The following is a 22655-nucleotide window of genomic DNA, read 5'->3' as shown; positions in this document are numbered from 1 at the left end:
ACCTACGGTAGGGCATGCCTCTTAATTAGAGGCGCCCACAAGGCATTCCCACAAGGCGTTCCCACAAGGCATTGAAGTCCAGACTCACCACGACTCTTCCCACTATGGTTGAACTGGTTGATGCCCAGACGATTTCGACCGCTCGTCCACGAAAGGTACAGAACGCATGGGCCGCAACCACGGCATCACGGACTGGAATCCGGAAGACGCCAAAGCCTGGGAGGGCGGCAACGACAGGATCGCGCGCCGAAATCTGCTGTGCACCATGGCGGGTGACCATGTGGCCTTCTCGATCTGGACTCTCTGGTCGGTGATGGTGCTATTCATGCCGATGTCGGTCTACGGCTTCCACGCCGGCGACAAGTTGCTCCTCGGTGCGGTGGCCACTCTGGTCGGCGGCTGCGCGCGCATCCCCTACACCTTGGGCATCGCGAAGTTCGGCGGCCGCAACTGGACGGTGTTCTCCGCATTCGTGTTGCTGATCCCGACCGCCGGCACCATTGGTTTGCTGGCCAATCCCGGCCTGCCGCTGTGGCCGTATGTGCTGTGCGCGGCACTGACCGGCCTGGGCGGCGGCAACTACGCGGCATCGCTGGCCAACGTCAACGCCTTCTATCCGCAGCGGCTCAAGGGCACGGCGCTGGCGATCAACGCCGGCGTCGGCAATCTTGGTGTCGCGGTGATCCAACTGGTCGGCCTGCTGGCGCTGGCCACCGCCGGGCACCAGGCGCCGTACTGGGTGTGCGCGGTCTATCTGGTGCTGCTCACCGCGGTGGGTATTGCCGCGGCGTTGTTCATGGACAACCTCGACCACGGCGTCGAGGTCAACCACATGCGCTCGATCCTGTTCGACCGCGACACCTGGGTGATCTCGCTGCTCTACATCTGCACCTTCGGCTCCTGGATCGGGTTTTCCTTCGCCTTCGGCCAGGTTCTGCAGGTCAACTTCGGGGCCAATGGGGAAAGTCCCGCCCACGCATCGCTGCACGCGGCTCAGATCGCCTTTGTCGGACCGCTATTGGGCTCGCTGGCGCGAATCTACGGCGGCCGGCTGGCAGACCGCCGCAGCGGTAGCCGTGTCACCCTGGGCGTCCTGGTGGGCATGATTGCGAGCGCCGGCGTGCTGGTGTGCATCAGCACGGTCGAGGACCACAGCGGCGGGACGTCGTCCACCGCGGTGGTCGGCTATATCTTCGGGTTCATCGTTCTGTTCGTGCTGTCGGGAATGGGCAACGGATCGGTTTTCAAACTGATCCCGTCGGTCTTCGAGGCCCGCAGTCGCTCGCTCGATGTCAGCGAGGTCGAGCGCCGGCAGTGGTCGCGTGCGAAATCCGGATCGCTGATTGGCATCTGCTCGGCGGTCGGTGCGCTGGGCGGCGTCGGAATCAACTTGGCGCTGCGCGAGTCTTACCTGCGCAGCGGCACCGAGACGGCGGCGTATTGGGTGTTTCTGACTTCTTACATCGCGGCGGCGGTCTTGACCTGGATGATGTACCTGCGCCGCCCGGTATCTGCGCAGGATGCGCCGGATTCGGTGCTCACAACACAGCCCGCACGGGTGTGACAATCACCGCAACATGGGCAATGCGTCAGCAATCGTCAGGTAACGCCTCGGAAATGTCGCAGGCATACACAGGTCGTATGGACCAGCCCGAGTCCCCGCCGCTCACCGGTTACCGGATAGCGGTCACGTCGGCGCGCCGGTCCGAGGAGCTGTGCGCGTTGCTGGGCCGCCAGGGCGCCGAGGTCTCCAGCGCTGCCGCGATCAACATGATCGCGTTACCCGAAGATGAAGAACTGCAGAGCATTACCGAAGCCGTGATCGCCAATCCTCCCGACATTCTGGTCGCCCACACCGGCATCGGATTTCGCGGCTGGGTGGCCGCCGCCGAGGGTTGGGGGTTGTCCTATCAGCTCATCGCGTCGCTGTCCAAGGCGCGAGTGCTGGCGCGCGGGCCGAAGGCGACGGGCGCGCTGCGCGCGGCCGGTCTGCACGAAGAGTGGTCGCCGAAATCCGAATCCTCCCAAGAACTCCTCAAGTACTTGCTTGAATCGGGGGTGTCCGGCGCGCGGATCGCGGTGCAACTCCACGGCGCCGCCGACGCCTGGGACCCGTTCCCGGAATTCGTCGGAGGATTGCGCGCGGCAGGTGCCGAGGTGGTGCCGATCCGGGTGTACCGGTGGAAGTCCACCGCGATGGGCGGCAACTTCGACCAACTGGTCACCGGGATCGCGCGGCGCCAATTCGATGCGGTCAGCTTCACGTCGGCACCCGCCGCGGCCGCGGTCCTGGAGCGCAGCCGCGACTTGAACATCGAGGACCAGGTGATCGAGGCGTTGCGCACCGATGTGCACGCCATGTGCGTCGGCCCGGTGACGGCACAGCCGTTGCACCGCAAGGGCATTCCGACGACGTCACCCGAACGGATGCGGCTGGGAGCGCTGGCCCGCCATATCGCCGAAAAACTGCCACAGCTCGGGTCGTGCAATGTGAAGGCCGCGGGTCACGCGATCGAGATCCGCGGAAACTGCGTACTGGTCGACGGTTCGGTGCAAGCGCTGTCCGGATCCGGGATGGCGGTACTGCGCGCGCTGGCTCACCGTCCCGGTGACGTCGTGGCCCGCAATGATCTGTTACGGGTACTGCCCGGCAACAGCAACGATCCGCACGCCGTCGACACGGCCGTGCTTCGACTGCGAACAGCCCTGGGCGACAAGAACATTGTCGCAACCGTTGTCAAGCGTGGCTACCGGCTGGCGATCGACGAACCGGTGGGAACGCCATGAGTCTGATACTTGCCGCGCACGGCACGCGCCGACCGGGCGGTGTCGCGATGATCGGCGACCTGGCGGCACAGGTGAGCAGACAGCTCGGCCGCACGGTTCGGGTCGCCTTCGTCGACGTGTTGGGACCGACACCGAGCGAGGTGCTTTGCGCGGTCGGCGGCCACCGGGCAGTCGTGGTGCCCGCGTTCTTATCCCGCGGCTACCACGTCCGCGCCGACGTGCCCGCCCATGTTGCGGCCAGCGGACATCCCAATGCCATCGTCACCCCGGCGCTGGGCCCAGGCGGGGAGATCGCCCGGATCGTCGCCGACCAGTTGATGAAATCTGGTTGGCGCCTGGGTGATTCGGTGATCCTGGGGGCAGCGGGAACATCGGACCCCATTGCCCGCGCGGACCTGCACACCACCGCGACGCTGTTGTCCGCGCTGACCGGCTCACGGGTCACCCTGGGATTTGCCGCCGTCGGCGATCCGCAGATCACCGATGCTGTCGAGCGGGCGCGGGCCGACGGTGCGCGCCGCGTCGCGATCGCCTCCTATCTGCTCGCCGACGGGCTGTTCCAGGAAAAGCTGCGCCACTGCGGCGCCGATCTGGTCAGCGAGCCGCTGGGCACTCATCCGCGGCTCGCACGCTTGATCGCCAACCGGTTCCGCCGGGCGGTGCCGGTGGCCACCCGGCATCCGGTACGTCGTTACCGGCCGGGCGCGCCGAGGAACGCGATGCTTGATCTTTGATCACCCGCGGGTGATCCTGGCACCATGCCCAGTCGCGAAGAGCCATCGCGTGGGCTCCTCGACCCGGTCGCGAAGATGCTGCGGTTGCCCTTCGGCACACCGGAATTCGTCGACCGGATCATCACCGGAGGGGTCAACCAAGTCGGCCGCCGAACGCTCCACCTGCTGATCACCACCTGGGACGCCGCCGGCGGTGGGCCGTTTGCGGCCAGCGCGGTCGCCTCCACGGGTATGGCCAAGACGGCCGAGGTTGTGCAAAGCATGTTCATCGGGCCGGTTTTCGGCCCGATGCTCAAAATGCTGGGCGCCGACAAGGCCGCCGTGCGGGCGTCGCTGTGCGCCTCGCAGCTGGTTGGCCTCGGCATCATGCGCTACGGGGTGCGTAGCGAGCCACTGCATTCGATGCCGGTCGACGCACTGGTCGACGCCATCGGCCCAACGATGCAGCGCTACCTCGTCGGCGATATCGGCTAGGCAGCCAATCGCGCGATCTGGATTTCACCCTCGCCGGTGATGCGCACCTGGTACACCGGCACGGATACCCGCGGGTCATCCAGGCACAGTCCGTCTTCGAGCGCGAAAGCCTGTTTGAGGATGGGTGATTGGACGGTGGCACGGCCGCCACGGTCACCGACGATCCCGCGCGAGATCACGGCCGCACCCGAGAACGGGTCGACGTTACCGACCGCATGCACCGAGCCGTCGTCCAGACGGAACAGCGCCGCCTGAGAACCGTCGTCGAGCAGCACGCCGACGCCACGACCCGGGATGAGGCGGTCGTAGTGGCAGGCGGTGGTCCACACCGCAATGTCGTTGACAATTGTCACGCTTGCCTCCTGAACTATGAACGGACCCGCGGCATGCCAATGGACACAGGGATTTTGCGTCCGGCATGCTCGGTGAATGTGACAGTCGAATCGATTTCGTCCGGCGCGTTGACGAAGGAGACAAACCGCGAGAGCTTGTCCGGATCTTCGAGCACGCCCTTCCATTCGCACTTGTAGTTGTCCACGTGCCGCTCCATCGCGGCCTCGAATTCCTCGGCCAGCCCGAGGGTGTCCTCACATACCACCTCACGCAGGTGGTCGAGACCGCCGTCCAGCGACTCGACCCACGGCGCGGTGCGCTGCAGCCGGTCGGCGGTGCGGATGTAGTACATGAGGAACCGGTCGACATAACGGACCAGCGTGTCGGTGTCGAGGTCACTGGCCAGCAACTGGGCGTGTTTTGGAGTCATACCGCCGTTGCCGCCGACGTAGAGGTTCCAACCCTTTTCGGTGGCGATGACGCCGACGTCCTTGCCGCGCGCCTCCGCGCATTCCCGCGCACAGCCCGAGACACCCATCTTGATCTTGTGCGGCGCCCGCAGGCCTCGGTAGCGCAGCTCCAAGTCGATGGCCAGTTGCACCGAGTCCTGCTGGCCGTAACGGCACCAGTCGGTGCCCACACAGCTTTTCACGGTGCGCAGCGACTTGCCGTAGGCGTGGCCGGATTCCATGCCGCCGTCAACCAGCCGCTTCCAGATCTGCGGCAGCTGGTCCACCCGGGCGCCGAACAGGTCGATCCGCTGACCGCCGGTGATCTTCGTGTAAAGCCCGAAGTCCTGGGCGATCTGGCCGATCAGGATCAGATGCTCGGGCTTGATGTCACCGCCGGGAACCCGGGGCACCACCGAGTAGCTGCCGTTCTTCTGAATGTTGGCCAGGAAGTGGTCGTTGGAATCCTGCAGCGAGGCCTGCTCGCCGTCGAGGATGTGGTCCGAGCCGGTCGAGGCCAGGATCGACGCGACCACGGGTTTGCAGATGTCGCAACCTTTTCCGCGACCGAAGCGCTCCAGCAGACCAGAGAAGGTCCGGATCTCGGTGGCCGAGATGATTTCGAAAAGCTCTGCGCGCGACTGGCTGAAGTGCTCGCACAGCGCCTTGGACTGAACCACGCCCTCGGCTTCCAGCAGCTGCTTGAGCAGCAGCACGCACGAGCCACACGACGTGCCGGCCGTCGTGCACGACTTCAGCGATCCGACGTCGCTGCAACCGTCGGCGATCGCACACTTCAGGTCGGCCTTGCTGACGTTGTTGCAGGAGCAGATCTGCGCTGAATCCGGGAGCGCGCCGACACCCAAAGCCGAAGAGCCGCCGCCGGATCCTTCCGGCGCGATCAGCGCGAGCGGGTCGCCCGGCAGCTCGCTGCCGACCATCGGCCGCAGCACCCCGTAGCTGGACGCGTCACCCACCAGCACCCCGCCGAGCAGGGTCTTGGCGTCATCGGAGAGCACCAGCTTGGCGTAGGTCCGGTTCACCGCGTCATTGATGACGACCTCGAGGCAGTTCTCGGTTGCGCCCATCGCGTCACCGAAGCTGGCGACGTCGACACCCAGCAGTTTGAGCTTGGTAGACAGATCGGCTTCCGGGAACTCCGCAGCGCCACCCAGCAGCCGGTCCACCACGACCTCCGCGGAGGTGTAGCCCGGTCCGACCAGGCCGTAGCATCGCCCGTCGATCGCGGCGACCTCGCCGATCGCGTAGATGTCGGGATCGCTTGTCCGGCAGGATAAGTCAGTGAGTACGCCGCCGCGCTCGGCCAGCGTCAGCCCCGCTGCCGCGGCCAGCTCGTCACGCGGCCGCACGCCGGCCGCGAAAATAACCGGGCCCGCCTCGATCACGTCGCCATCGGTCAGCCGCACCCGCGTCGCCACCGAACCGTCGGCACGTTCAACGGATTCAATCGATTCGGTGCCCGTGCCGACGTGCACCGAAATCCCGAGCTCGGTGATCATCCGCGCCAGCAGCCCACCACCGGCCTCGTCGATCTGCTGGGCCATCAGTCGCGGCATCATTTCAATGACGTGTGTTTCCAAGCCGAACTGACGCAACGCATTGGCGGCTTCGAGTCCCAGCAGACCGCCGCCGATCACCACACCGGCGGCATGGTGACCGTCATCACGGGCCCGCTCCGCTTCGGCCCGGATCGCGTCGAGGTCGTCCAGGGTTCGGTAGACGTGGCAGGCGGGCAGGTCGTGTCCGGGCACCGGAGGGACGAAGGCGTAGGAACCGGTGGCCAGGACCAGGGCGTCGTATTCGTACCGTTCGCCATCCGCGGTCACCACTGCCTTTGTCGCACGGTCGATTTCGGTGACCCGCGCGTTCAGCAGCAGCCGTACCCGCTCGTCACCGGGGTAGTCGTTACCGGGCAGCGCCAGCAGGGCGCGGTCCCAGCTTTCGGTGTACGAGGTCAATCCAACGCGATCGTAGGCGGCGTCGGCCTCTTCGGCCAAAACGGTGATGCGCCAAGCCCCGTCGGTATCACGGGCGCGTAGCGCCTCGACCAGACGGTGGCCAACCATGCCGTGCCCGACCACGACCAAGTGACGGGCAGCACACTGCGCGCGCGAGTCTGGGGCTGAGGTCATGCCATGAGGTTAGGGGTCAGAAATTAAGGAAAAACCGCCGAATGTATCGCTCGTATGACGCGGGTCTCACACCTCACAACTTCCTGTGTGATGTGTGTTCGCTCCGGGCGAACGGGCAGGTGGAACTTAAGCGTGATCAACTCAAGTTTGTCTAAGTAGCCGGTCGGCAAGGCGCCGGTCACAGCAAACTCACAATGAAACTCAAGGAAGCAACGAGGAGACGAAATGAGTAATCTCGCAGTGTGGTCGCACCCGGCCGACCGATGGTTGCGCGACTTCTTCGGCCCGGCCGCAACAGCCGACTGGTACAAGCCGGTGAACAGCGGTTTGAACCCTGCGGCCGAGATCGTCAAGGACGGCGACGACGCGGTAGTGCGCCTGGAACTGCCCGGTGTCGATGTCGAAAAAGACGTCAACGTCGAGGTCGACAGGGGGCGCCTGGTAATCCACGGCGAACACCGCGACGAGCACGCAGAACAGACGGACGTCCGTACCCTGCGGGAGATCCGCTATGGATCGTTCCGTCGCTCGTTCCAGCTGCCCGCGCACGTCACCAGCGAGGCCATCAAGGCTTCCTACGACGCCGGTGTGTTAACCGTGCGAGTCAACGGCGCGTACGCCGGAACCCAGGCGCAGCGCATCGAGATCGCCAAGTGACCGTCGGGTTGTTGGGAGAAATTGCCATTCAAGGCACCCGACAACCCGACGTTCGCGTCCTAGCGGGTGAACGCCTGGCCGGCGTCAATTCCGATGACTCGCAACAGGTTTACCACTTTGCGATCCAGGCTCTCGCCCACCTTCGCCACCTCGGCGATGCCGAGACTGCCGAATGCGGGACCAGGCTGGTCCATCGAAAACACCGCGTTGCCGTCGACGTCCGCGTAGATCAGCAGCCGTAATGGCGCGTACAGCAATGCTTTCGGGTCATGGCGATACATCGTTTCAGCGATCGTGTGGTTGCCGAGCAGATACTCCACCGCTTTGGTGGTGTGACCGGCAAGGCTGAAGAAGGGCAACGCGTCGATCTTCGCGTAGACCATCAGGTCGTGCGGCGCGTTACTCGCCGCGGCCGCAAGCACGTCGTCCCAGTTGCCGCCGCGATCGACGATCTCATGCACCGCTGCTCGGTCGACGGGCGGTGCGGCGTTCTCGAAAGCCGCGACGAAATCGTCGAAATTCATGCCCGTGCTGATGTCGATGCGATTCATGGTGTGTGCCACGACGTTGAATTCGGCTGCCTTAACGCTACTTGTCATGACATTCCTCAAGATTCGTCAATGGTTCGGTGAACGAACTTCGCAGGTTCGACTATACGGTTCATTGAATGAACCAGCAAGAGGTAGCATTGGCAACGTGGCCCTTCCCCGTGAATACCCGGACGAGAATTGCCCGATCGCCCGGTCCTTGGAGATCGTCGGCGAACGCTGGACGTTGCTGATCTTGCGCGACGCCTTCTATGGCGTGCGGCGGTTCAGTGACTTTCACAATCACCTCGGCATCCCCAAAGCTGTGCTGTCCGAACGGCTTACCTTCTTGGTCGCCGAGGGCGTGCTGACCAAGGACGCTGCCGAATACGCGCTGACCACCAAGGGCAAGCAACTATGGCCACTGCTCTGGTCGATGATCGCGTGGGGAAGCGAGAACTTGTTGGACAAGCCGACCCGAAGCTATCGGCACGCAGACTGCGGCGGCGCAATCGGGTCCGATCGCCGCTGCGAGCGCTGCGATCGGGTTCCCGACGTCGCCGACCTGATCGGGCATCCGCCGCGCCGGCCTCACGATCCGAGTCGCGACGATGCGGTCAGCGAGGCGTTGCGCCGGCCGCGCCGGATGTTGGAGCCGATTTAGCCGATCAGCTCCAGCGCGCCAGCAGTTCCTTGGCACGGTCGGCCAGTGCGGCTTGCAGGAACGGCCCGAAGCTGATCCGGGCGACACCCAGCGCACCGAACAACGCCGGGTCACCCTGGTCGGGCAGCGCGATCGCGTTGATCGGCAGCGGCAGCTCAGTTGCCAAGCGCCGCAACGTCTCCGGGTCGTGGCGGCCCACCGGGTAGAGCACGTCGGCGCCGGCGTCGGCCGCCTCAATCAGCCGTGCCACCGCCCGCTCGACGCGGTCCGAATCGTCGCCGTCGTTGCGCAGAAAGAGATCGGTACGGGCGTTGATCACGACGTGCACCCCGGCCGCATCGGCAGCCGAGCGCAGCGTGCCCACCAATTCGGCGTGCTCACGCGCGGACCGCAGTCGCTTGTTCTCCGAATGCACGGTGTCCTCGATGTTGAGCCCGACCGCACCGGCGCTCAGTAGGCCGTCGATCAGGCGCTGCGCCGGCAGACCGTAGCCGGACTCGATGTCCACCGACACCGGGACGTCGACCGCCGCGGTGATCTGCGCGACCCGAGTCAGCACATCGTCGAACGACATGCCCTCGCCATCGGGTTTGCCAATCGAGTCGGCCAGCGGATGGCTACCTACGGTCAAGGCGGCAAATCCGGCACCCGTGGCAAGGCGCGCCGACCAGGCATCCCATACGGTCGGCAGCACCACCGGGTGGCCCGGTTGATGCAATTCGAGCAGTGTGGCCGCGCGCTGCGCGGCGGTGGTCTGACCTGTCATGGGTGTTTGCTCCGCAATCTGGGCGATTCGTCTGTCCTACGTCAGCCGTGCGCGGTGGATAGTATCGAAAGTCATAGTGTGATCCCTGACACCCGCAGCCCTAGGAGATCTCTTGTCCACCACGACCGAACTCGCCGAACTGCACGATCTCATCGGCGGTTTGCGGCGGTGCGTGAACTCCTTGAGGTCGCGCTACGGCGACAGTCCGGCGATGCGCCGCATCGTGATCGACGCCGACCGGATCATCGGCGATGTCGAATTACTCGACACCGACGTTTCGGAATTGGACTTGACACGGGCCACTGTTGCGCAATCCGGCGAAAAGATCATCATTCCCGACACCCAGTACGACACCGATTTCTGGCGCGATGTCGACGACGAGGGTGTCGGGGGTCACAATCGCTGCTGATATTCCAAGCCCCCGTTAAATCGGAGGCATTGGTCTTGTACCCTTCGACCAACAGCCCTGTTCGAAGAGGAACATTTGCATGAGCGCACCAACGGCGAACCGTCCTGCGTCCGGCATCTTTTCACCGACGCGCGCCCAAATTCAGCAGCGAACACTACGTACCGACCGATGGTGGATGTCGCCGTTGCGCATCGACCTCGGCTTCGCCGCATTCGTCATCTACGCGACGTTCCGGGCGTTCCAACAGAACTACTTCTACGTCCCGAAGTACCACTACCTGACGCCGTTCTACTCGCCGTGCGTCAGCAAGGCCTGCGGTGCGTCGAGCGAATTCTGGCCGCAGGTGCTTCCCGACGTGTGGTGGTTGCCGTACGCCGCGCTGACACTGCCGTTCCTGTTGCTGTTCCGGCTGACCTGCTACTACTACCGCGGTGCCTACTACCGCACGGTGTGGCAGTCGCCCACCTCCTGCGCGGTGGCCGAGCCCCGGGTCCACTACACCGGTGAAACCAAGTTCCCGCTGATCGTCCAGAACACGCACCGATACTTCTTCTACATCGCCGGCATCATCTCGGTAATCAACACCTATGACGCGATCGTCGCGTTCCATTCCGACGAGGGACCGGGCGGATTCGGTTTCGGTCTGGGCAATCTGATCCTGCTGGGCAACGTCGTCATGCTGTGGGTCTACACGCTGTCTTGCCACTCGTGCCGGCACGTGACCGGTGGACGGCTCAAACACTTCTCCAAACACCCTGTGCGGTACTGGATCTGGACTCAGGTCAGCGTCATCAACACCCGGCACAAGCTGTTCGCGTGGATCACGCTGGGCACGCTGATGCTTACCGACTTCTACATCGCACTGGTGGCTAGCGGCACCATCTCGGACCTGAGATTTGTTGGCTGATAAGCCCTTTCACGGAGATCGGAAAGTTAAGTGAGGTTCCATGACTGAGGTCGAACGGCACTCCTACGACGTGGTCGTGATCGGTGCCGGCGGCGCGGGTTTGCGCGCGGTCATCGAAGCGCGCGAACGCGGCCTCAAGGTAGCAGTGGTGACCAAATCCCTGTTCGGCAAGGCCCACACGGTGATGGCCGAGGGCGGCTGCGCCGCGTCCATGGGCAACACCAACCCCAAGGACAACTGGAAGACCCACTTCGGCGACACGATGCGCGGTGGCAAGTTCCTGAACAACTGGCGGATGGCCGAACTGCACGCCAAGGAGGCACCGGACCGGGTCTGGGAGCTGGAGACCTACGGCGCGCTGTTCGACCGTCTCAAGGACGGCAAGATCAGCCAGCGCAACTTCGGTGGGCACACCTACCCGCGGCTGGCGCACGTCGGTGACCGCACCGGCCTGGAGCTGATCCGCACCATGCAGCAGAAGATCGTCTCGCTGCAGCAGGAAGACTTCGCCGAACTCGGCGACTACGAGGCGCGGATCAGGGTCTTCGCCGAGTGCGCGATCACCGAGCTGCTCAAAGACGGCTCGGGAAGCGACGGGCGGATCGCCGGAGCATTCGGCTACTGGCGCCAAAGCGGTAAGTTCGTCGTCTTCGACGCACCCGCCGTGGTGCTGGCCACCGGCGGTATCGGCAAGTCCTTCAAGGTCACGTCGAACTCCTGGGAGTACACCGGCGACGGCCACGCGCTGGCGCTGCGGGCGGGCGCGACGTTGATCAACATGGAGTTCATCCAGTTCCACCCGACGGGCATGGTCTGGCCGCCGAGTGTGAAGGGCATCCTGGTCACCGAGGGTGTGCGCGGCGACGGCGGAGTGCTGAAGAACTCCGACAACAAGCGCTTCATGTTCGATTACATCCCCCCGGTGTTCAAGGGCCAGTACGCCGAAACCGAGCAAGAAGCCGACCAATGGCTCAAGGACAACGATTCGGCTCGCCGCACCCCGGACCTGCTGCCCCGCGATGAGGTCGCCCGCGCGATCAACTCGGAGGTCAAGGCCGGTCGCGGCACCCCACACGGTGGTGTCTACCTGGACATCGCTTCGCGGTTGACGCCCGACGAGATCAAGCGGCGGCTGCCGTCGATGCACCACCAGTTCATGGAGCTGGCCGGTGTCGACATCACCAAGGAGCCGATGGAAGTCGGGCCCACCTGCCACTACGTGATGGGCGGTGTCGAGGTCGACCCCGACACCGGCGCGGCCACCGTCGCCGGCCTGTTCGCCGCCGGTGAATGCTCCGGCGGCATGCACGGCTCCAACCGGTTGGGCGGCAACTCGCTGTCGGACCTGCTGGTCTTCGGCCGTCGCGCCGGGCTGGGCGCTGCCGACTACGCGCGCGCTCTGTCCAGTCGCCCGACCGTCAGCGAGGACGCGATCGAGGCGGCGGCCAAGCGGGCACTGGCCCCGTTCGAGGCACCGACCAACGGTTCGGCCGCCGAGAACCCGTACACGATGCAGCTGGAATTGCAGCAGTCGATGAACGACCTGGTCGGCATCATCCGCAAATCGGAAGAGATCTCCGAGGCGCTGGAACGGCTCACCGCGCTGCGTGAGCGGTTCAAGAACATCCACGTCGAGGGCCACCGCCAGTACAACCCCGGCTGGAACCTGGCCATCGACCTGCGCAACATGCTGTTGGTCAGCGAATGTGTCGCCAAGGCCGCTCTGCTGCGCACCGAGAGCCGCGGTGGACACACCCGCGACGACCACCCGGGCATGGACTCGTCGTGGCGCAAGGTGTTGCTGGTGTGCCGTGCGGCCGGCGGTGACGGCGACGCGATTCCTGACGTCACCGTCACGCGCGAAGAGCAGGTGCCGATGCGGCCCGACCTCTTGGAGCTGTTCGAGATCTCCGAGCTGGAGAAGTACTTCACCGATGAAGAGCTGGCCGACCACCCAGGACGGAGAGGCTAATGAGCTACAACGCGACGATGCGGGTGTGGCGCGGCGATGACGCCGGCGGCGCACTGCAGGACTTCACGGTCGAGGTCAACGAGGGCGAGGTGGTGCTCGACATCATCCATCGCCTGCAGCAGACGCAGACCCCCGACCTCGCGGTGCGGTGGAACTGCAAGGCGGGCAAGTGCGGATCCTGCTCGGCCGAGATCAACGGGATGCCGAAGCTGATGTGCATGACCCGCATGTCGACGTTCGCCGAGGACGAGGTCGTGACGGTGACGCCGCTGCGGACCTTCCCGGTGATTCGCGATCTGGTCACCGACGTCTCGTTCAACTACGAAAAGGCCCGCCAGATCCCGTCTTTCGCACCGCCCAAGGACCTGCAGCCCGGCGAGTACCGGATGGCTCAGGCCGACGTGCAGCGCTCGCAGGAGTTCCGTAAGTGCATCGAGTGCTTCCTGTGTAACAACGTCTGCCACGTGGTCCGCGACCACGAGGAGAACAAGAAGGCCTTTGCCGGCCCGCGCTTCTTGATGCGGGCCGCCGAGCTCGAAATGCACCCGCTGGACACACTGGACCGGCGCGACATGGCCCAGGAGGAATTCGGCTTGGGCTACTGCAACATCACCAAGTGCTGCACCGAGGTCTGCCCCGAACACATCAAGATCACCGACAACGCGCTGATCCCGATGAAAGAGCGGGTCGCCGACCGCAAGTACGACCCGGTCGTCTGGCTGGGTAACAAGCTGTTCCGCCGCTAGACGCGTTACTCCTTTTCGCCGAACGTGCACTGACGGCGAAAATTTGGCCGATTTTGCGCCGTGGGAGCACGTTCGGCGCGAATGATGCCTGTTCGGCGTCTTCAGGCGACGGACGCCTTCTTCAGGCGACGGTGGGCTCAGGCGCCGAGTCGGCGAAATACACTGCGGTGGAACACAATCGGTGCCACCTCGGGATCAACCGTCACCTCGTTGACCCGCAGGACGACGATGACGTGGTCCCCGGCCGGGATCACCTGCTCGATCGCGCTCTCCAGCCACAGGCCGGTGCCCTTGATGAAGACCGCACCGGAGCCGGAGGACACCGTCTCCAGACCGGCGAACCTGTCTCCGGTCTTGGCGGCCAGGGTGCGAGCCGCCTCGTCGTGCGCCTCGCCGAGCACGCTGATGCCCAGCATCGGTAGATCCTTGAGTTTGGGCCAGGTGGTCGAGGTGTTCTGCACACAGAACGAGACCAGCGGCGGGTCCAACGAGACGGGCACAAATGTACTGGCGGCCAGTCCCACCCGGACTCCCGAAACCTCGGCGGCGATCGCCACCACGCCGGACGGAAAGTGACCGAAGGCGTCACGAAGTGTGGACGGTGTCAGCTTGTTCGATGCATTCACTGGACTTCATTCGCCCCTTGAGCCGACGACGGATTCGCGTTTTTGACCCTACCCGTCGAATGCCCGTGCGCATCAGCCACATCCGGGTGCGACCGCAGCCTGCTCTTCCAGGCGTTGCGACCGTAAACCGAGTGGATCGGGTCCGACGGATTTTCGGTCGGTGTCCAGGTCTTGTCGGTGCGCGCGGCGATTTCCTGGAGTTCGGTGGGCAGCGACAGCACCGGTATCTGGGCATCCAGCCGGGGATTGAAGAAGAACGGGATCGAAATTCGCTCGGCGCTCCCGCCGCCCAGATTCACCCGGTGTTCGGTGGCACGCAGGTAGCCGCCGGTCGCGACCTCGAGCAGCTCGCCGATGTTGACGATGAACGCCCCATCCAGCGGACCGACATCGATCCAGCCCCCGTCGCCATCGCCGCCCCGGCGCACCTGCAGTCCCCGACTGCCCGGCTCGGCCAGCAGCAGCGTCAGCACCCCGGAGTCTCGGTGCGCACCCACGCCCTGCGCGCTGGCCGCGCGGGCGGGATAGCGGATGACCTTGATCAGCGTGGCCGGCGTCTCGGCGAAAGCGGCGTCGAACACCTCTGGCGGGCTGCCCAGCGAGGCCGCCCAGTGCCGCAGCAGGGTGCGGGCCACTCGCGACAGGGCGGCGTCCCACTCGGCGATGATCGCCGGAAACTCGGGCAGCGCCGCCGGCCACTGATTGGGACCCTGCAGCCACAGGTAGTCGGGCTGACCAGGCCCGGCCACCGGCGGACGCTCCGGTCCGATATCAATCTGCTCGCGCCAATCCACCTCGCCCAGAGTCAGCTCGCCACCAAGCCGGGTGTAACCGCGGAAATGCGGGCTGCGCACCATCGCCACGGCGTCCTTGTCGGCCTGCGGCAGCGCGAACAACGCGCGGGCCGCCTCGAGCACTCGCGCGACGAGCTCCTGCGGTACGCCATGGCCGGTCAGATAGCAGAAACCCACCTCGTGGGCGGCCTCGCGAAGGCCCTCGCGCAAGACGCCGATATCGGCTGTCAGGTCCACCACCGGCAAGTCGGTGACGCTCTTCACACCGTCCACGCTCCCATTATCGCCGCAGGTAGAGGAGCTGTCGAAGGCGTGAGCTGGGCTATCCCAACCGGTTGGTTAATTAGACAATGAAATCTAGCTCACATTGACTTGCGCCCACTGATCTAACGGCTATATTTAGCGGTGTTACTGGTGGGTAACTTAGTCCAAAGTACTCAACCACAGCGTGGCATTCTCAACGAGGAGGAGAGTAGTGAGCCACTACAAGAGCAACGTCCGTGACCAGGTATTCAACCTGTTCGAGGTGTTGGGCGTTGACCAGGCGCTCGGCCAAGGCGCATTCAGCGACCTCGATGCCGACACCGCCCAAGAAATGCTTACCGAAATGAGCCGGCTGGCCGAGGGGCCGGTCGCCGAGTCGTTCGTCGACGGCGACCGCAATCCGCCGGTGTTCGACCCGAAGACTCACGCGGTTACCCTGCCCGAGTCCTTCAAGAAGTCCGTTCGCGCCGTGACCGAGGCCGGCTGGGACAAGGCCGGCATCGACGAGGTGCTGGGCGGCATGCCGATGCCCAAGGCGCTGGTGTGGGCCCTGCACGAGCACATCCTCGGCGCCAACCCGGCGGTGTGGATGTACGCCGGCGGCGCCGGCTTCGCGAACATCATCTACCACCTCGGTACCGAGGAGCAGAAGAAGTGGGCCGTGATGTGCGCCGAGCGCGGCTGGGGCGCGACCATGGTGCTGACCGAGCCGGACGCCGGCTCGGATGTCGGCGCCGGCCGTACCAAGGCGGTCCAGCAGGAGGACGGCTCCTGGCACATCGACGGAGTCAAGCGGTTCATCACGTCCGCCGACTCTGACGACCTGTTCGAGAACATCGTGCACCTGGTGCTGGCCCGCCCCGAGGGTGCCGGCCCCGGCACCAAGGGACTGTCGCTGTTCATCGTGCCGAAGTTCCTGTTCGACCACGAAACGGGCGAGCTCGGCGAGCGCAACGGGGTGTTCGTCACCAACGTCGAGCACAAGATGGGCCTGAAGGTCTCCGCGACGTGTGAGCTGTCGTTCGGTCAGCACGACGTGCCCGCGAAGGGCTGGCTGGTCGGCGAGGTGCACAACGGCATCGCGCAGATGTTCGAGGTCATTGAGATGGCCCGGATGATGGTCGGCACCAAGGCAATTGCCACCCTGTCCACCGGTTACCTGAACGCACTGGAGTACGCGAAGTCCCGCGTGCAGGGCGCCGACATGACCCAGATGACCGACAAGACCGCACCGCGGGTCAGCATCACGCACCACCCGGACGTGCGCCGGTCGCTGATGACCCAGAAGGCCTACGCCGAGGGTCTGCGCGCGCTGTACCTGTTCACCGCGACCTACCAGGACGCGGCTGTCGCCGAGGCGCTCTACGGGGTGGACGCCGACCTGGCGGTCAAGGTCAACGACCTGATGCTGCCGGTGGTCAAGGGGGTGGGCTCCGAGCAGGCCTACGCGAAGCTGACCGAGAGCCTGCAGACGTTCGGTGGGTCCGGCTTCTTGCAGGACTACCCGATCGAGCAGTACATCCGGGACGCCAAGATCGACTCCCTCTACGAGGGCACCACGGCCATCCAGGCGCAGGACTTCTTCTTCCGCAAGATCGTCCGCGACAAGGGTGTGGCGCTCGCGCACGTGTCGGAGCAGATCCAGAAGTTCGTCGACGCCGAGGCCGGCAACGGCCGGCTGAAGACGGAGCGCGAGCACCTGGCCAAGGCCCTCGAAGATGTCCAGGCCATGGCCGCCACCCTGACCGGCTACTTGATGGCCGCCCAGGAGGACATCTCCAGCCTGTACAAGGTGGGCCTGGGTTCGGTTCGCTTCCTGATGAGCGTCGGTGACCTGGTGATCGGCTGGTTGCTGCAGCGTCAGGCGGCGGTGGCCGTGCAGGCGCTCGACGCCGGCGCCAGTGGTGCCGAGCGGTCCTTCTACGAGGGCAAGATCGCGGTCGCGTCGTTCTTCGCGAAGAACTTCCTGCCGCTGTTGGCCGGCACCCGCGAGGTGATCGAGACGCTGGACAACGACATCATGGAGCTGGACGAGGCCGCCTTCTAAAGGCCCGACCAGCACAACACGCAAAATCCCCCGCTTCCACGCTGAAGCGGGGGATTTTGAGTCTCTGGCGGGCGGTACCAAAAAGACCGCCGCTGGATCCCCTCAAACCAGCGGCGGCCCTTTTCGTACGCCCGTCAATTCTCAGACCGGCGATCGAATAGGGGATGCCCCGTGTTGCCGTCGGGGTCGGGGGGTCAGACCACAACACGGGACAATCCGCACAACGTTTACCCGTCCCCTGGTCTCGCTAATCAGTTGTGACGAACCTCATTCGCGACCGGTGCGGATCGGCCGTTATCGCACAACCGCAGGTCAGGCCTCCAAAATGGCCGCTACACCCTGCCCGCCGGCCGCACAGATCGAGATCAGCGCACGCACCGGACCCCCGCCTTGGTGCTCGGTTTTCTTCTCGGCCAGTTGTTTGGCGGCCTGGGCCAGGATGCGCCCTCCGGTGGCCGCGAACGGGTGGCCGGCGGCCAGCGACGAACCGTTGACGTTGAGTTTGGACCGGTCGATCGATCCGAGCGCGGCGTCGAGGCCCAGCCGTTCCTTGCAGTACTCCTCGGACGCCCACGCCTGCAGATGCGCCAGCACCACCGACGCAAAGGCCTCGTGGATCTCGTAGAAGTCGAAATCCTGCAGGCTCAGGCCGTTGCGAGCGAGCAGTCGGGGCACCGAATACGTCGGCGCCATCAGCAGCCCGTCACGCCCGTTGACGTAGTCGACCGCGGCGGTCTCCGCGTCCACCAGGTAGGCCAGCACGGGCACCGAATGCTCGGCGGCCCACTCATCGGTGGCCAGCAGGGCGACCGAGGCGCCGTCGGTCAATGGGGTCGAGTTGCCCGCCGTCATCGTCGCGTCGCCGGCCTTGACGCCGAATACCGGGCGCAGCGTGGCGAGCTTCTCGGTGCTGGAGTTGGCCCGCAGGTTGTCGTCGCGGTACAACCCCAGGAAGGGGGTGACGAGGTCGTCGAAAAAGCCGCGGTCGTAGGCCGCCGCCATGTTGTGGTGGCTGGCGACCGCCAACTCGTCCTGGTCGACCCGCTTGATCCCCATCTGCTTGGCGGTGATGGCGGCGTGCTCGCCCATCGACAGCCCGGTGCGCGGTTCGCTGTTGGCCGGGATTTCGACGCCGAGGGTGGCGGGCAGCGTGCCCACCAGCTTCAACCGTTGCAGGTTGGACTTGGACCGGCGCAACTTCAGCAGGGTGCGGCGCAGGTTGTCGCCCAGGCCGATCGGCGGGTCGGACGTGGTGTCCACCCCGCCGGCGGCGGCGACGTCGTAGCGGCCCGACGCGATGCCGTCCGCGGCCGCGATCGCCGCCTGCAAGCCGGTACCGCACGCTTGCTGAATGTCGAATGCCGGTGTGTACGAAGACAATTCGGACCCCAGCACACACTCACGCATCAAGTTGAAGTCGCGGCTGTGTTTGAGCACCGCACCGCCGACGACCAGGCCCAGTCGTTGCCCGCCCAACCCGAACCGGTCCACCAGACCACCCAGGGCCGCAGTGAACATGTCCTGATTGGACGCCTCGGCGTAGGCACCGTCGGACCGTGCGAACGGAATGCGATTGCCGCCCAGCACGGCGACGCGTCGCCGGGACTTCATACTCGTCTGGGCTGCCCGATTACTTGGCTGCGAACTTGCAGGGGCCACGTTCATCTCCAATTGTCAGTTTGGGGGATTGGCCGTTGGAACCCATACTACCCACGGTTCTTACTCTGCAGTAAGTTCGTCCCCGATACGGTTGGCTTGTACGGCACCCAAGAAACGGAAGGCAGCTCAGTGGCTCCCAATCGTTCGTCCGATCTGTTCTCACACGTTGTCAACTCCGGTCCCGGATCCTTTGTTGCAAAGCAACTTGGTGTTCCGCAACCCGAGAACCTGCGCAGGTACTCCGCCGGTGACCCACCGCTGCCCGGATCCTTGCTGATCGGCGGCGAAGGCAGGGTCGTCGAGCCGCTGCGGGCGGCGCTGGACAACGACTACGACGTGGTCAGCAACAATCTGGGTGGCCGCTGGGCCGACCGGTTCGGCGGGCTGGTCTTCGACGCCACCGGAATTAAGGCGCCCAACGGGCTCAAGGCGCTGCACGATTTCTTCACACCGCTCCTGCGTAATCTTGCCCACTGCGCGCGCGTGGTTGTGGTCGGCACCACACCCGACGCTGCGGGAAGCACCGACGAGCGGATCGCGCAGCGCGCACTGGAGGGCTTCACCCGCTCGCTGGGCAAGGAGCTGCGCCACGGCTCGACCGTGGCGCTGGTCTACCTGTCGCCGGACGCCAAACCGGCCGCGACGGGCCTGGAATCGACTCTGCGGTTTATCCTTTCGGCCAAGTCGGCCTATGTGGACGGCCAGGTCTTCTACCTGGGTGCCGACGACTCCACCCCGCCGGCGGACTGGGACCGACCGCTGGACGGCAAGGTGGCGATCGTGACCGGTGCCGCCCGCGGCATCGGCGCGACGATCGCCGAGGTGTTCGCCCGCGACGGTGCGCGTGTCGTCGCTATCGACGTGGAGTCTGCTGCCGAGGCGCTGGCCGAAACCGCGAGCCGGGTGGGCGGCACAGCGCTTTGGCTCGACGTCACCGCCGACGACGCCGTCGACAAGATCACCGAGCACCTGCGCGACCACTACGCCGGGCACGCCGATGTGCTGGTCAACAACGCCGGCATCACGCGCGACAAGCTGCTCGCCAACATGGACGACGCCCGCTGGGACTCCGTCCTCGCCGTCAATCTGCTAGCCCCGCAACGACTTACCGAAGGGCTAATCGGAAACGGCAGCATCGGCGAGGGTGGCCGGGTGATCGGCTTGTCATCGATGGCCGGCATTGCCGGCAACCGCGGGCAGACCAACTACGCCACCACGAAGGCCGGGATGATCGGCCTCACCCAGGCGCTGGCGCCGGAGCTGCACGAGAAGGGCATCACGATCAACGCGGTGGCGCCGGGATTCATCGAAACCAAGATGACCGAAGCGATTCCGCTGGCTACCCGCGAGGTGGGCCGCCGGATGAACTCGCTGCTGCAGGGCGGGCAGCCGGTCGACGTCGCCGAGACGATCGCCTACTTCGCCAGTCCGGCGTCAAACGCGGTGACCGGCAACGTCATTCGCGTCTGCGGCCAGGCCATGCTGGGCGCCTGAGTCCGGTGACGATGCGGGCGGGAACGGCCCGCTGAGGAGCGGACAATTCAGCCGAAGCTCAAGGAGAACGAATGAATCAGCCAAGCGGCCTGCGGAACATGCTGCGAGCGGCCGCCGGGGCGCTGCCCCTGGTGTCCCGGACGGATCAGCTGCCCAGCCGCGCGGTGACCGTCGAGGAACTGCCGATCGACCAGACGAACGTGGCCGAGTACGCCGCGATCACGGGTCTGCGCTACGGCAACAACGTGCCGCTCACCTACCCGTTCGCGCTGACCTTCCCGACGCTGATGTCGTTGGTGACGGGATTTGACTTCCCTTTCGCCGCAATGGGTTCGGTGCACACCGAGAACCACATCACGCAGTACCGGCCGATCGCGGTCACCGACACCGTCGGGGTGCGGGTGCACGCCGAGAATTTGCGCGAGCACCGCAAGGGACTGCTCGTCGACCTGGTGACCGACTTACATGTCGGCAACGAACCCGCGTGGCATCAGGTGACGACCTTCCTGCATCAGCAGCGCACCAGCCTGTCCGACGAACCCAAACCCCCACCGCAGAAACAGCCGAAGCTGCCGCCACCGCCCGCCGTGCTCCGCATCACGCCTGGCCAGATCCGCCGCTATGCCGTCATCGGCGGTGATCACAATCCGATCCACACCAACCCGATCGCCGCCAGGCTATTCGGATTCCCGACCGTTATTGCGCACGGAATGTTCAGCGCCGCAGCGGTATTGGCTAACATCGAGGCCCGGATACCCGACGCGGCGACGTACTCGGTGCGGTTCGGCAAGCCGGTGATCCTGCCCGCGACCTTGGGTCTCTACATCGACGAAAACGACCGGGGCAGCTGGGAGCTTTCGCTGCGCAACATCGCCAAGGGCTATCCGCATTTGACCGGCAGCGTCCGGCCGCTGTAGCGAACGGCTCAGCCGGCGCGTTCGTCGTGCATCTGGGTGCGCACGCTGAGCAGCTTTTTCAGGCCGTGCGCGCCGGTCGCGGTCAGCAGGAAAACTCCGAACAGCCATAGCGGCGGGCGGGCCAGCTCCCAGACGAAGATCGCCGCCCAGATCGGCGAGCCCTGGGTGACCGCGAGTACCCCGGCGGCGCCGGCCAGCGAGACCGCCGGCACGTGTAGGTGAGTCCCGGTGATCCAATTGATCGCCAACACCAGCACCGTCCCGGCGGCAGCGCCGGTGGCCAGCGACGGCGTGAGCATCCCGCCGGCACCGCCGGCGCGCAGGAACAGGGCGGTCAACAGCGGCTTCAATACCAGGATCGCGATCGCCGCGGTCAGCGTCAGCCCGCTGGCCAGACTGACGGTCAGGATGCTGCGGCCGTTGCCGGGCAATTCGGGCCACCAATGCGAGCAGATGCCGATCACCAGCCCGGCGCCGGCGAGCCCGGGAATCAGCACCCAGCTGCGGATCTGGCGGGCCGGGCGCGCCGCGGCCATCAGCCGGTTGAACGCCAGGCCCGTCGCCAGCGCAACCGGGGCCATGACCAGCCCGTGCGCGGTCAGCAGGTAGGTGGACTCCCCGATCGGCCACTGCAGGTTGGGCTGATCGCGGGTGATGGCCGAGCCGATCGCGACGGCCAGGCTGGAGGTCAGACATGCCGCGCCCAGCGCCCGGGGATGCCAGGTGTTGAGCATGATCCGCACCGAGAACAACGCGCCGGCCAGCGGCACGGCGTACACCGCGCCCAGCCCGGCACCGGCCGCGCACGCCAGCAGGATCTCGCGGTCGCGGCTGGACAGCCGCCTCAGCCAGCCGGTCCCGAAATCGCCGAGCGCAGCCGCGAATTGGCGTGGCGCACCCTCCCGGCCCAGGGATGCCCCCGAGCCGACCAACAGCACCTGCAGCATGGCGTCGATGCTCCAGGACAGCCGCGGTATCCGCTCGTGGCGGGCGATCGTTCCGGCCAGCGGCGGCACCTCGGCTCGGCGCCGCAGCATCCACCAGCCCAGCCCGGCCAGCGCCGCGCCGACCATCGGCCCCAGCGCGCGGCGGACCGGGCTGCTGCCGGTGACCCCGGACAGCAGGGTGCCGAAACTGTAGTTGTAGGTCAGGTGCTGAACAAAGCGCAACACGAACGTCGTCGACAGTCCGGCGACCCCCGCCAACAGGCCCACAATGACGACGGCACAGAAGAAGTCGACATTGCGTCCCGAGGTCCAGGCACGCACGCGGGGCA

At 65.5% G+C, this 22655-nt stretch carries 21 protein-coding genes; 13 read left to right on the top strand and 8 right to left on the bottom strand.

Going from position 1 to position 22655, the window contains the following annotated elements; all coding sequences use genetic code 11:
- Positions 1-166: 166 nt before the first annotated feature.
- From MJO58_RS02440 to MJO58_RS02425, 4 genes are all read left to right on the top strand, one after another.
- On the top strand, positions 167-1564 hold the full coding sequence (locus MJO58_RS02440) for a nitrate/nitrite transporter (RefSeq protein ID WP_090598864.1): 1398 nt from the start codon (positions 167-169) through the stop codon (positions 1562-1564).
- Between the two features lie 77 nt (positions 1565-1641).
- Positions 1642-2787: a uroporphyrinogen-III synthase gene (locus MJO58_RS02435; protein WP_239721909.1), complete on the top strand. Its 1146-nt coding sequence runs from the start codon at positions 1642-1644 to the stop codon at positions 2785-2787.
- Positions 2784-3521, top strand: a complete 738-nt coding sequence (locus tag MJO58_RS02430) for a sirohydrochlorin chelatase (RefSeq protein WP_090598857.1) — start codon at positions 2784-2786, stop codon at positions 3519-3521. The genes MJO58_RS02435 and MJO58_RS02430 overlap by 4 nt, the downstream gene beginning before the upstream one ends.
- Positions 3522-3545: 24 nt before the next feature.
- Complete coding sequence (locus MJO58_RS02425; RefSeq protein WP_090598853.1) at positions 3546-3995, top strand: TetR/AcrR family transcriptional regulator; 450 nt, start codon at positions 3546-3548, stop codon at positions 3993-3995.
- Here MJO58_RS02425 and nirD read toward each other — a convergent pair.
- Both nirD and nirB read right to left on the bottom strand, forming a co-directional pair.
- The gene (gene nirD / locus MJO58_RS02420; protein WP_239721908.1) at positions 3992-4348 is read right to left on the bottom strand and encodes a nitrite reductase small subunit NirD; all 357 of its coding nucleotides are present in this window, start codon (positions 4346-4348) and stop codon (positions 3992-3994) included. The two genes, MJO58_RS02425 and nirD, sit on opposite strands and share 4 nt — an antisense overlap.
- A gap of 14 nt (positions 4349-4362) precedes the next feature.
- Positions 4363-6930, bottom strand: a complete 2568-nt coding sequence (gene nirB / locus MJO58_RS02415; RefSeq protein WP_239721907.1) for a nitrite reductase large subunit NirB — start codon at positions 6928-6930, stop codon at positions 4363-4365.
- Positions 6931-7155: 225 nt separating this feature from the next.
- Here nirB and MJO58_RS02410 point away from each other — a divergent pair, with 225 nt between their 5' ends.
- The gene (locus tag MJO58_RS02410) at positions 7156-7587 is read left to right on the top strand and encodes an Hsp20/alpha crystallin family protein (RefSeq protein ID WP_090598842.1); all 432 of its coding nucleotides are present in this window, start codon (positions 7156-7158) and stop codon (positions 7585-7587) included.
- A 59-nt stretch (positions 7588-7646) separates the two neighbouring features.
- Here the strand turns inward: MJO58_RS02410 and MJO58_RS02405 are convergent, their stop codons facing one another.
- The gene (locus MJO58_RS02405) at positions 7647-8186 is read right to left on the bottom strand and encodes a DUF302 domain-containing protein (protein ID WP_239721906.1); all 540 of its coding nucleotides are present in this window, start codon (positions 8184-8186) and stop codon (positions 7647-7649) included.
- 97 nt (positions 8187-8283) lie between these two features.
- On the opposite strand from MJO58_RS02405, the gene MJO58_RS02400 reads away from it, so the two are divergent.
- Positions 8284-8778, top strand: coding sequence for a winged helix-turn-helix transcriptional regulator (locus MJO58_RS02400; protein ID WP_239721905.1), 495 nt, complete (start codon positions 8284-8286; stop codon positions 8776-8778).
- Positions 8779-8782: 4 nt separating this feature from the next.
- On the opposite strand, the gene MJO58_RS02395 is transcribed toward MJO58_RS02400, so the two are convergent.
- Positions 8783-9544: an isocitrate lyase/PEP mutase family protein gene (locus tag MJO58_RS02395; RefSeq protein ID WP_239721904.1), complete on the bottom strand. Its 762-nt coding sequence runs from the start codon at positions 9542-9544 to the stop codon at positions 8783-8785.
- 112 nt (positions 9545-9656) lie between these two features.
- On the opposite strand from MJO58_RS02395, the gene MJO58_RS02390 reads away from it, so the two are divergent.
- The 4 genes from MJO58_RS02390 to MJO58_RS02375 all read left to right on the top strand — a co-directional run bounded on the left by MJO58_RS02390 (position 9657) and on the right by MJO58_RS02375 (position 13578).
- On the top strand, positions 9657-9953 hold the full coding sequence (locus MJO58_RS02390; protein ID WP_090598826.1) for an Rv0250c family protein: 297 nt from the start codon (positions 9657-9659) through the stop codon (positions 9951-9953).
- A 79-nt stretch (positions 9954-10032) separates the two neighbouring features.
- A complete protein-coding gene (gene sdhC, locus MJO58_RS02385) occupies positions 10033-10860 on the top strand; it encodes a succinate dehydrogenase subunit SdhC (RefSeq protein WP_090598823.1) in 828 nt (275 codons plus the stop codon).
- A gap of 40 nt (positions 10861-10900) precedes the next feature.
- Positions 10901-12832 (top strand): fumarate reductase/succinate dehydrogenase flavoprotein subunit, encoded by a 1932-nt coding sequence (locus MJO58_RS02380; RefSeq protein WP_090598819.1) that lies wholly within the window; start codon positions 10901-10903, stop codon positions 12830-12832.
- Positions 12832-13578, top strand: coding sequence for a succinate dehydrogenase/fumarate reductase iron-sulfur subunit (locus MJO58_RS02375; protein WP_090598815.1), 747 nt, complete (start codon positions 12832-12834; stop codon positions 13576-13578). Before MJO58_RS02380 ends, MJO58_RS02375 begins: the two co-directional genes overlap by 1 nt.
- A 137-nt stretch (positions 13579-13715) precedes the next feature.
- Here the strand turns inward: MJO58_RS02375 and MJO58_RS02370 are convergent, their stop codons facing one another.
- The gene (locus tag MJO58_RS02370) at positions 13716-14204 is read right to left on the bottom strand and encodes a flavin reductase family protein (RefSeq protein ID WP_090598811.1); all 489 of its coding nucleotides are present in this window, start codon (positions 14202-14204) and stop codon (positions 13716-13718) included.
- On the bottom strand, positions 14201-15271 hold the full coding sequence (locus MJO58_RS02365) for an isopenicillin N synthase family dioxygenase (protein ID WP_434086296.1): 1071 nt from the start codon (positions 15269-15271) through the stop codon (positions 14201-14203). Before MJO58_RS02365 ends, MJO58_RS02370 begins: the two co-directional genes overlap by 4 nt.
- A 202-nt stretch (positions 15272-15473) precedes the next feature.
- Here MJO58_RS02365 and MJO58_RS02360 point away from each other — a divergent pair, with 202 nt between their 5' ends.
- Entirely contained in the window at positions 15474-17309 is a 1836-nt protein-coding gene (locus MJO58_RS02360; RefSeq protein WP_239721903.1) for an acyl-CoA dehydrogenase, read from the top strand.
- A gap of 312 nt (positions 17310-17621) precedes the next feature.
- Here the strand turns inward: MJO58_RS02360 and MJO58_RS02355 are convergent, their stop codons facing one another.
- Entirely contained in the window at positions 17622-18920 is a 1299-nt protein-coding gene (locus tag MJO58_RS02355) for an acetyl-CoA C-acetyltransferase (RefSeq protein ID WP_434086295.1), read from the bottom strand.
- Between the two features lie 177 nt (positions 18921-19097).
- Here MJO58_RS02355 and MJO58_RS02350 point away from each other — a divergent pair, with 177 nt between their 5' ends.
- Both MJO58_RS02350 and MJO58_RS02345 read left to right on the top strand, forming a co-directional pair.
- Positions 19098-20462 (top strand): 3-oxoacyl-ACP reductase, encoded by a 1365-nt coding sequence (locus tag MJO58_RS02350; RefSeq protein WP_239721901.1) that lies wholly within the window; start codon positions 19098-19100, stop codon positions 20460-20462.
- Between the two features lie 71 nt (positions 20463-20533).
- On the top strand, positions 20534-21379 hold the full coding sequence (locus MJO58_RS02345; protein ID WP_239721900.1) for a MaoC/PaaZ C-terminal domain-containing protein: 846 nt from the start codon (positions 20534-20536) through the stop codon (positions 21377-21379).
- 8 nt (positions 21380-21387) lie between these two features.
- Here MJO58_RS02345 and MJO58_RS02340 read toward each other — a convergent pair whose 3' ends face one another.
- The gene (locus MJO58_RS02340) at positions 21388-22647 is read right to left on the bottom strand and encodes a chloride channel protein (RefSeq protein WP_090598790.1); all 1260 of its coding nucleotides are present in this window, start codon (positions 22645-22647) and stop codon (positions 21388-21390) included.
- Between the last annotated feature and the right edge of the window lie 8 nt (positions 22648-22655).

The organism is Mycobacterium lentiflavum (assembly GCF_022374895.2).
Classification (GTDB): Bacteria; Actinomycetota; Actinomycetes; order Mycobacteriales; family Mycobacteriaceae; genus Mycobacterium; species Mycobacterium lentiflavum.
Note: the sequence above shows the minus strand (reverse complement) of the source record. Positions and strands in the feature narration are given on the sequence as shown.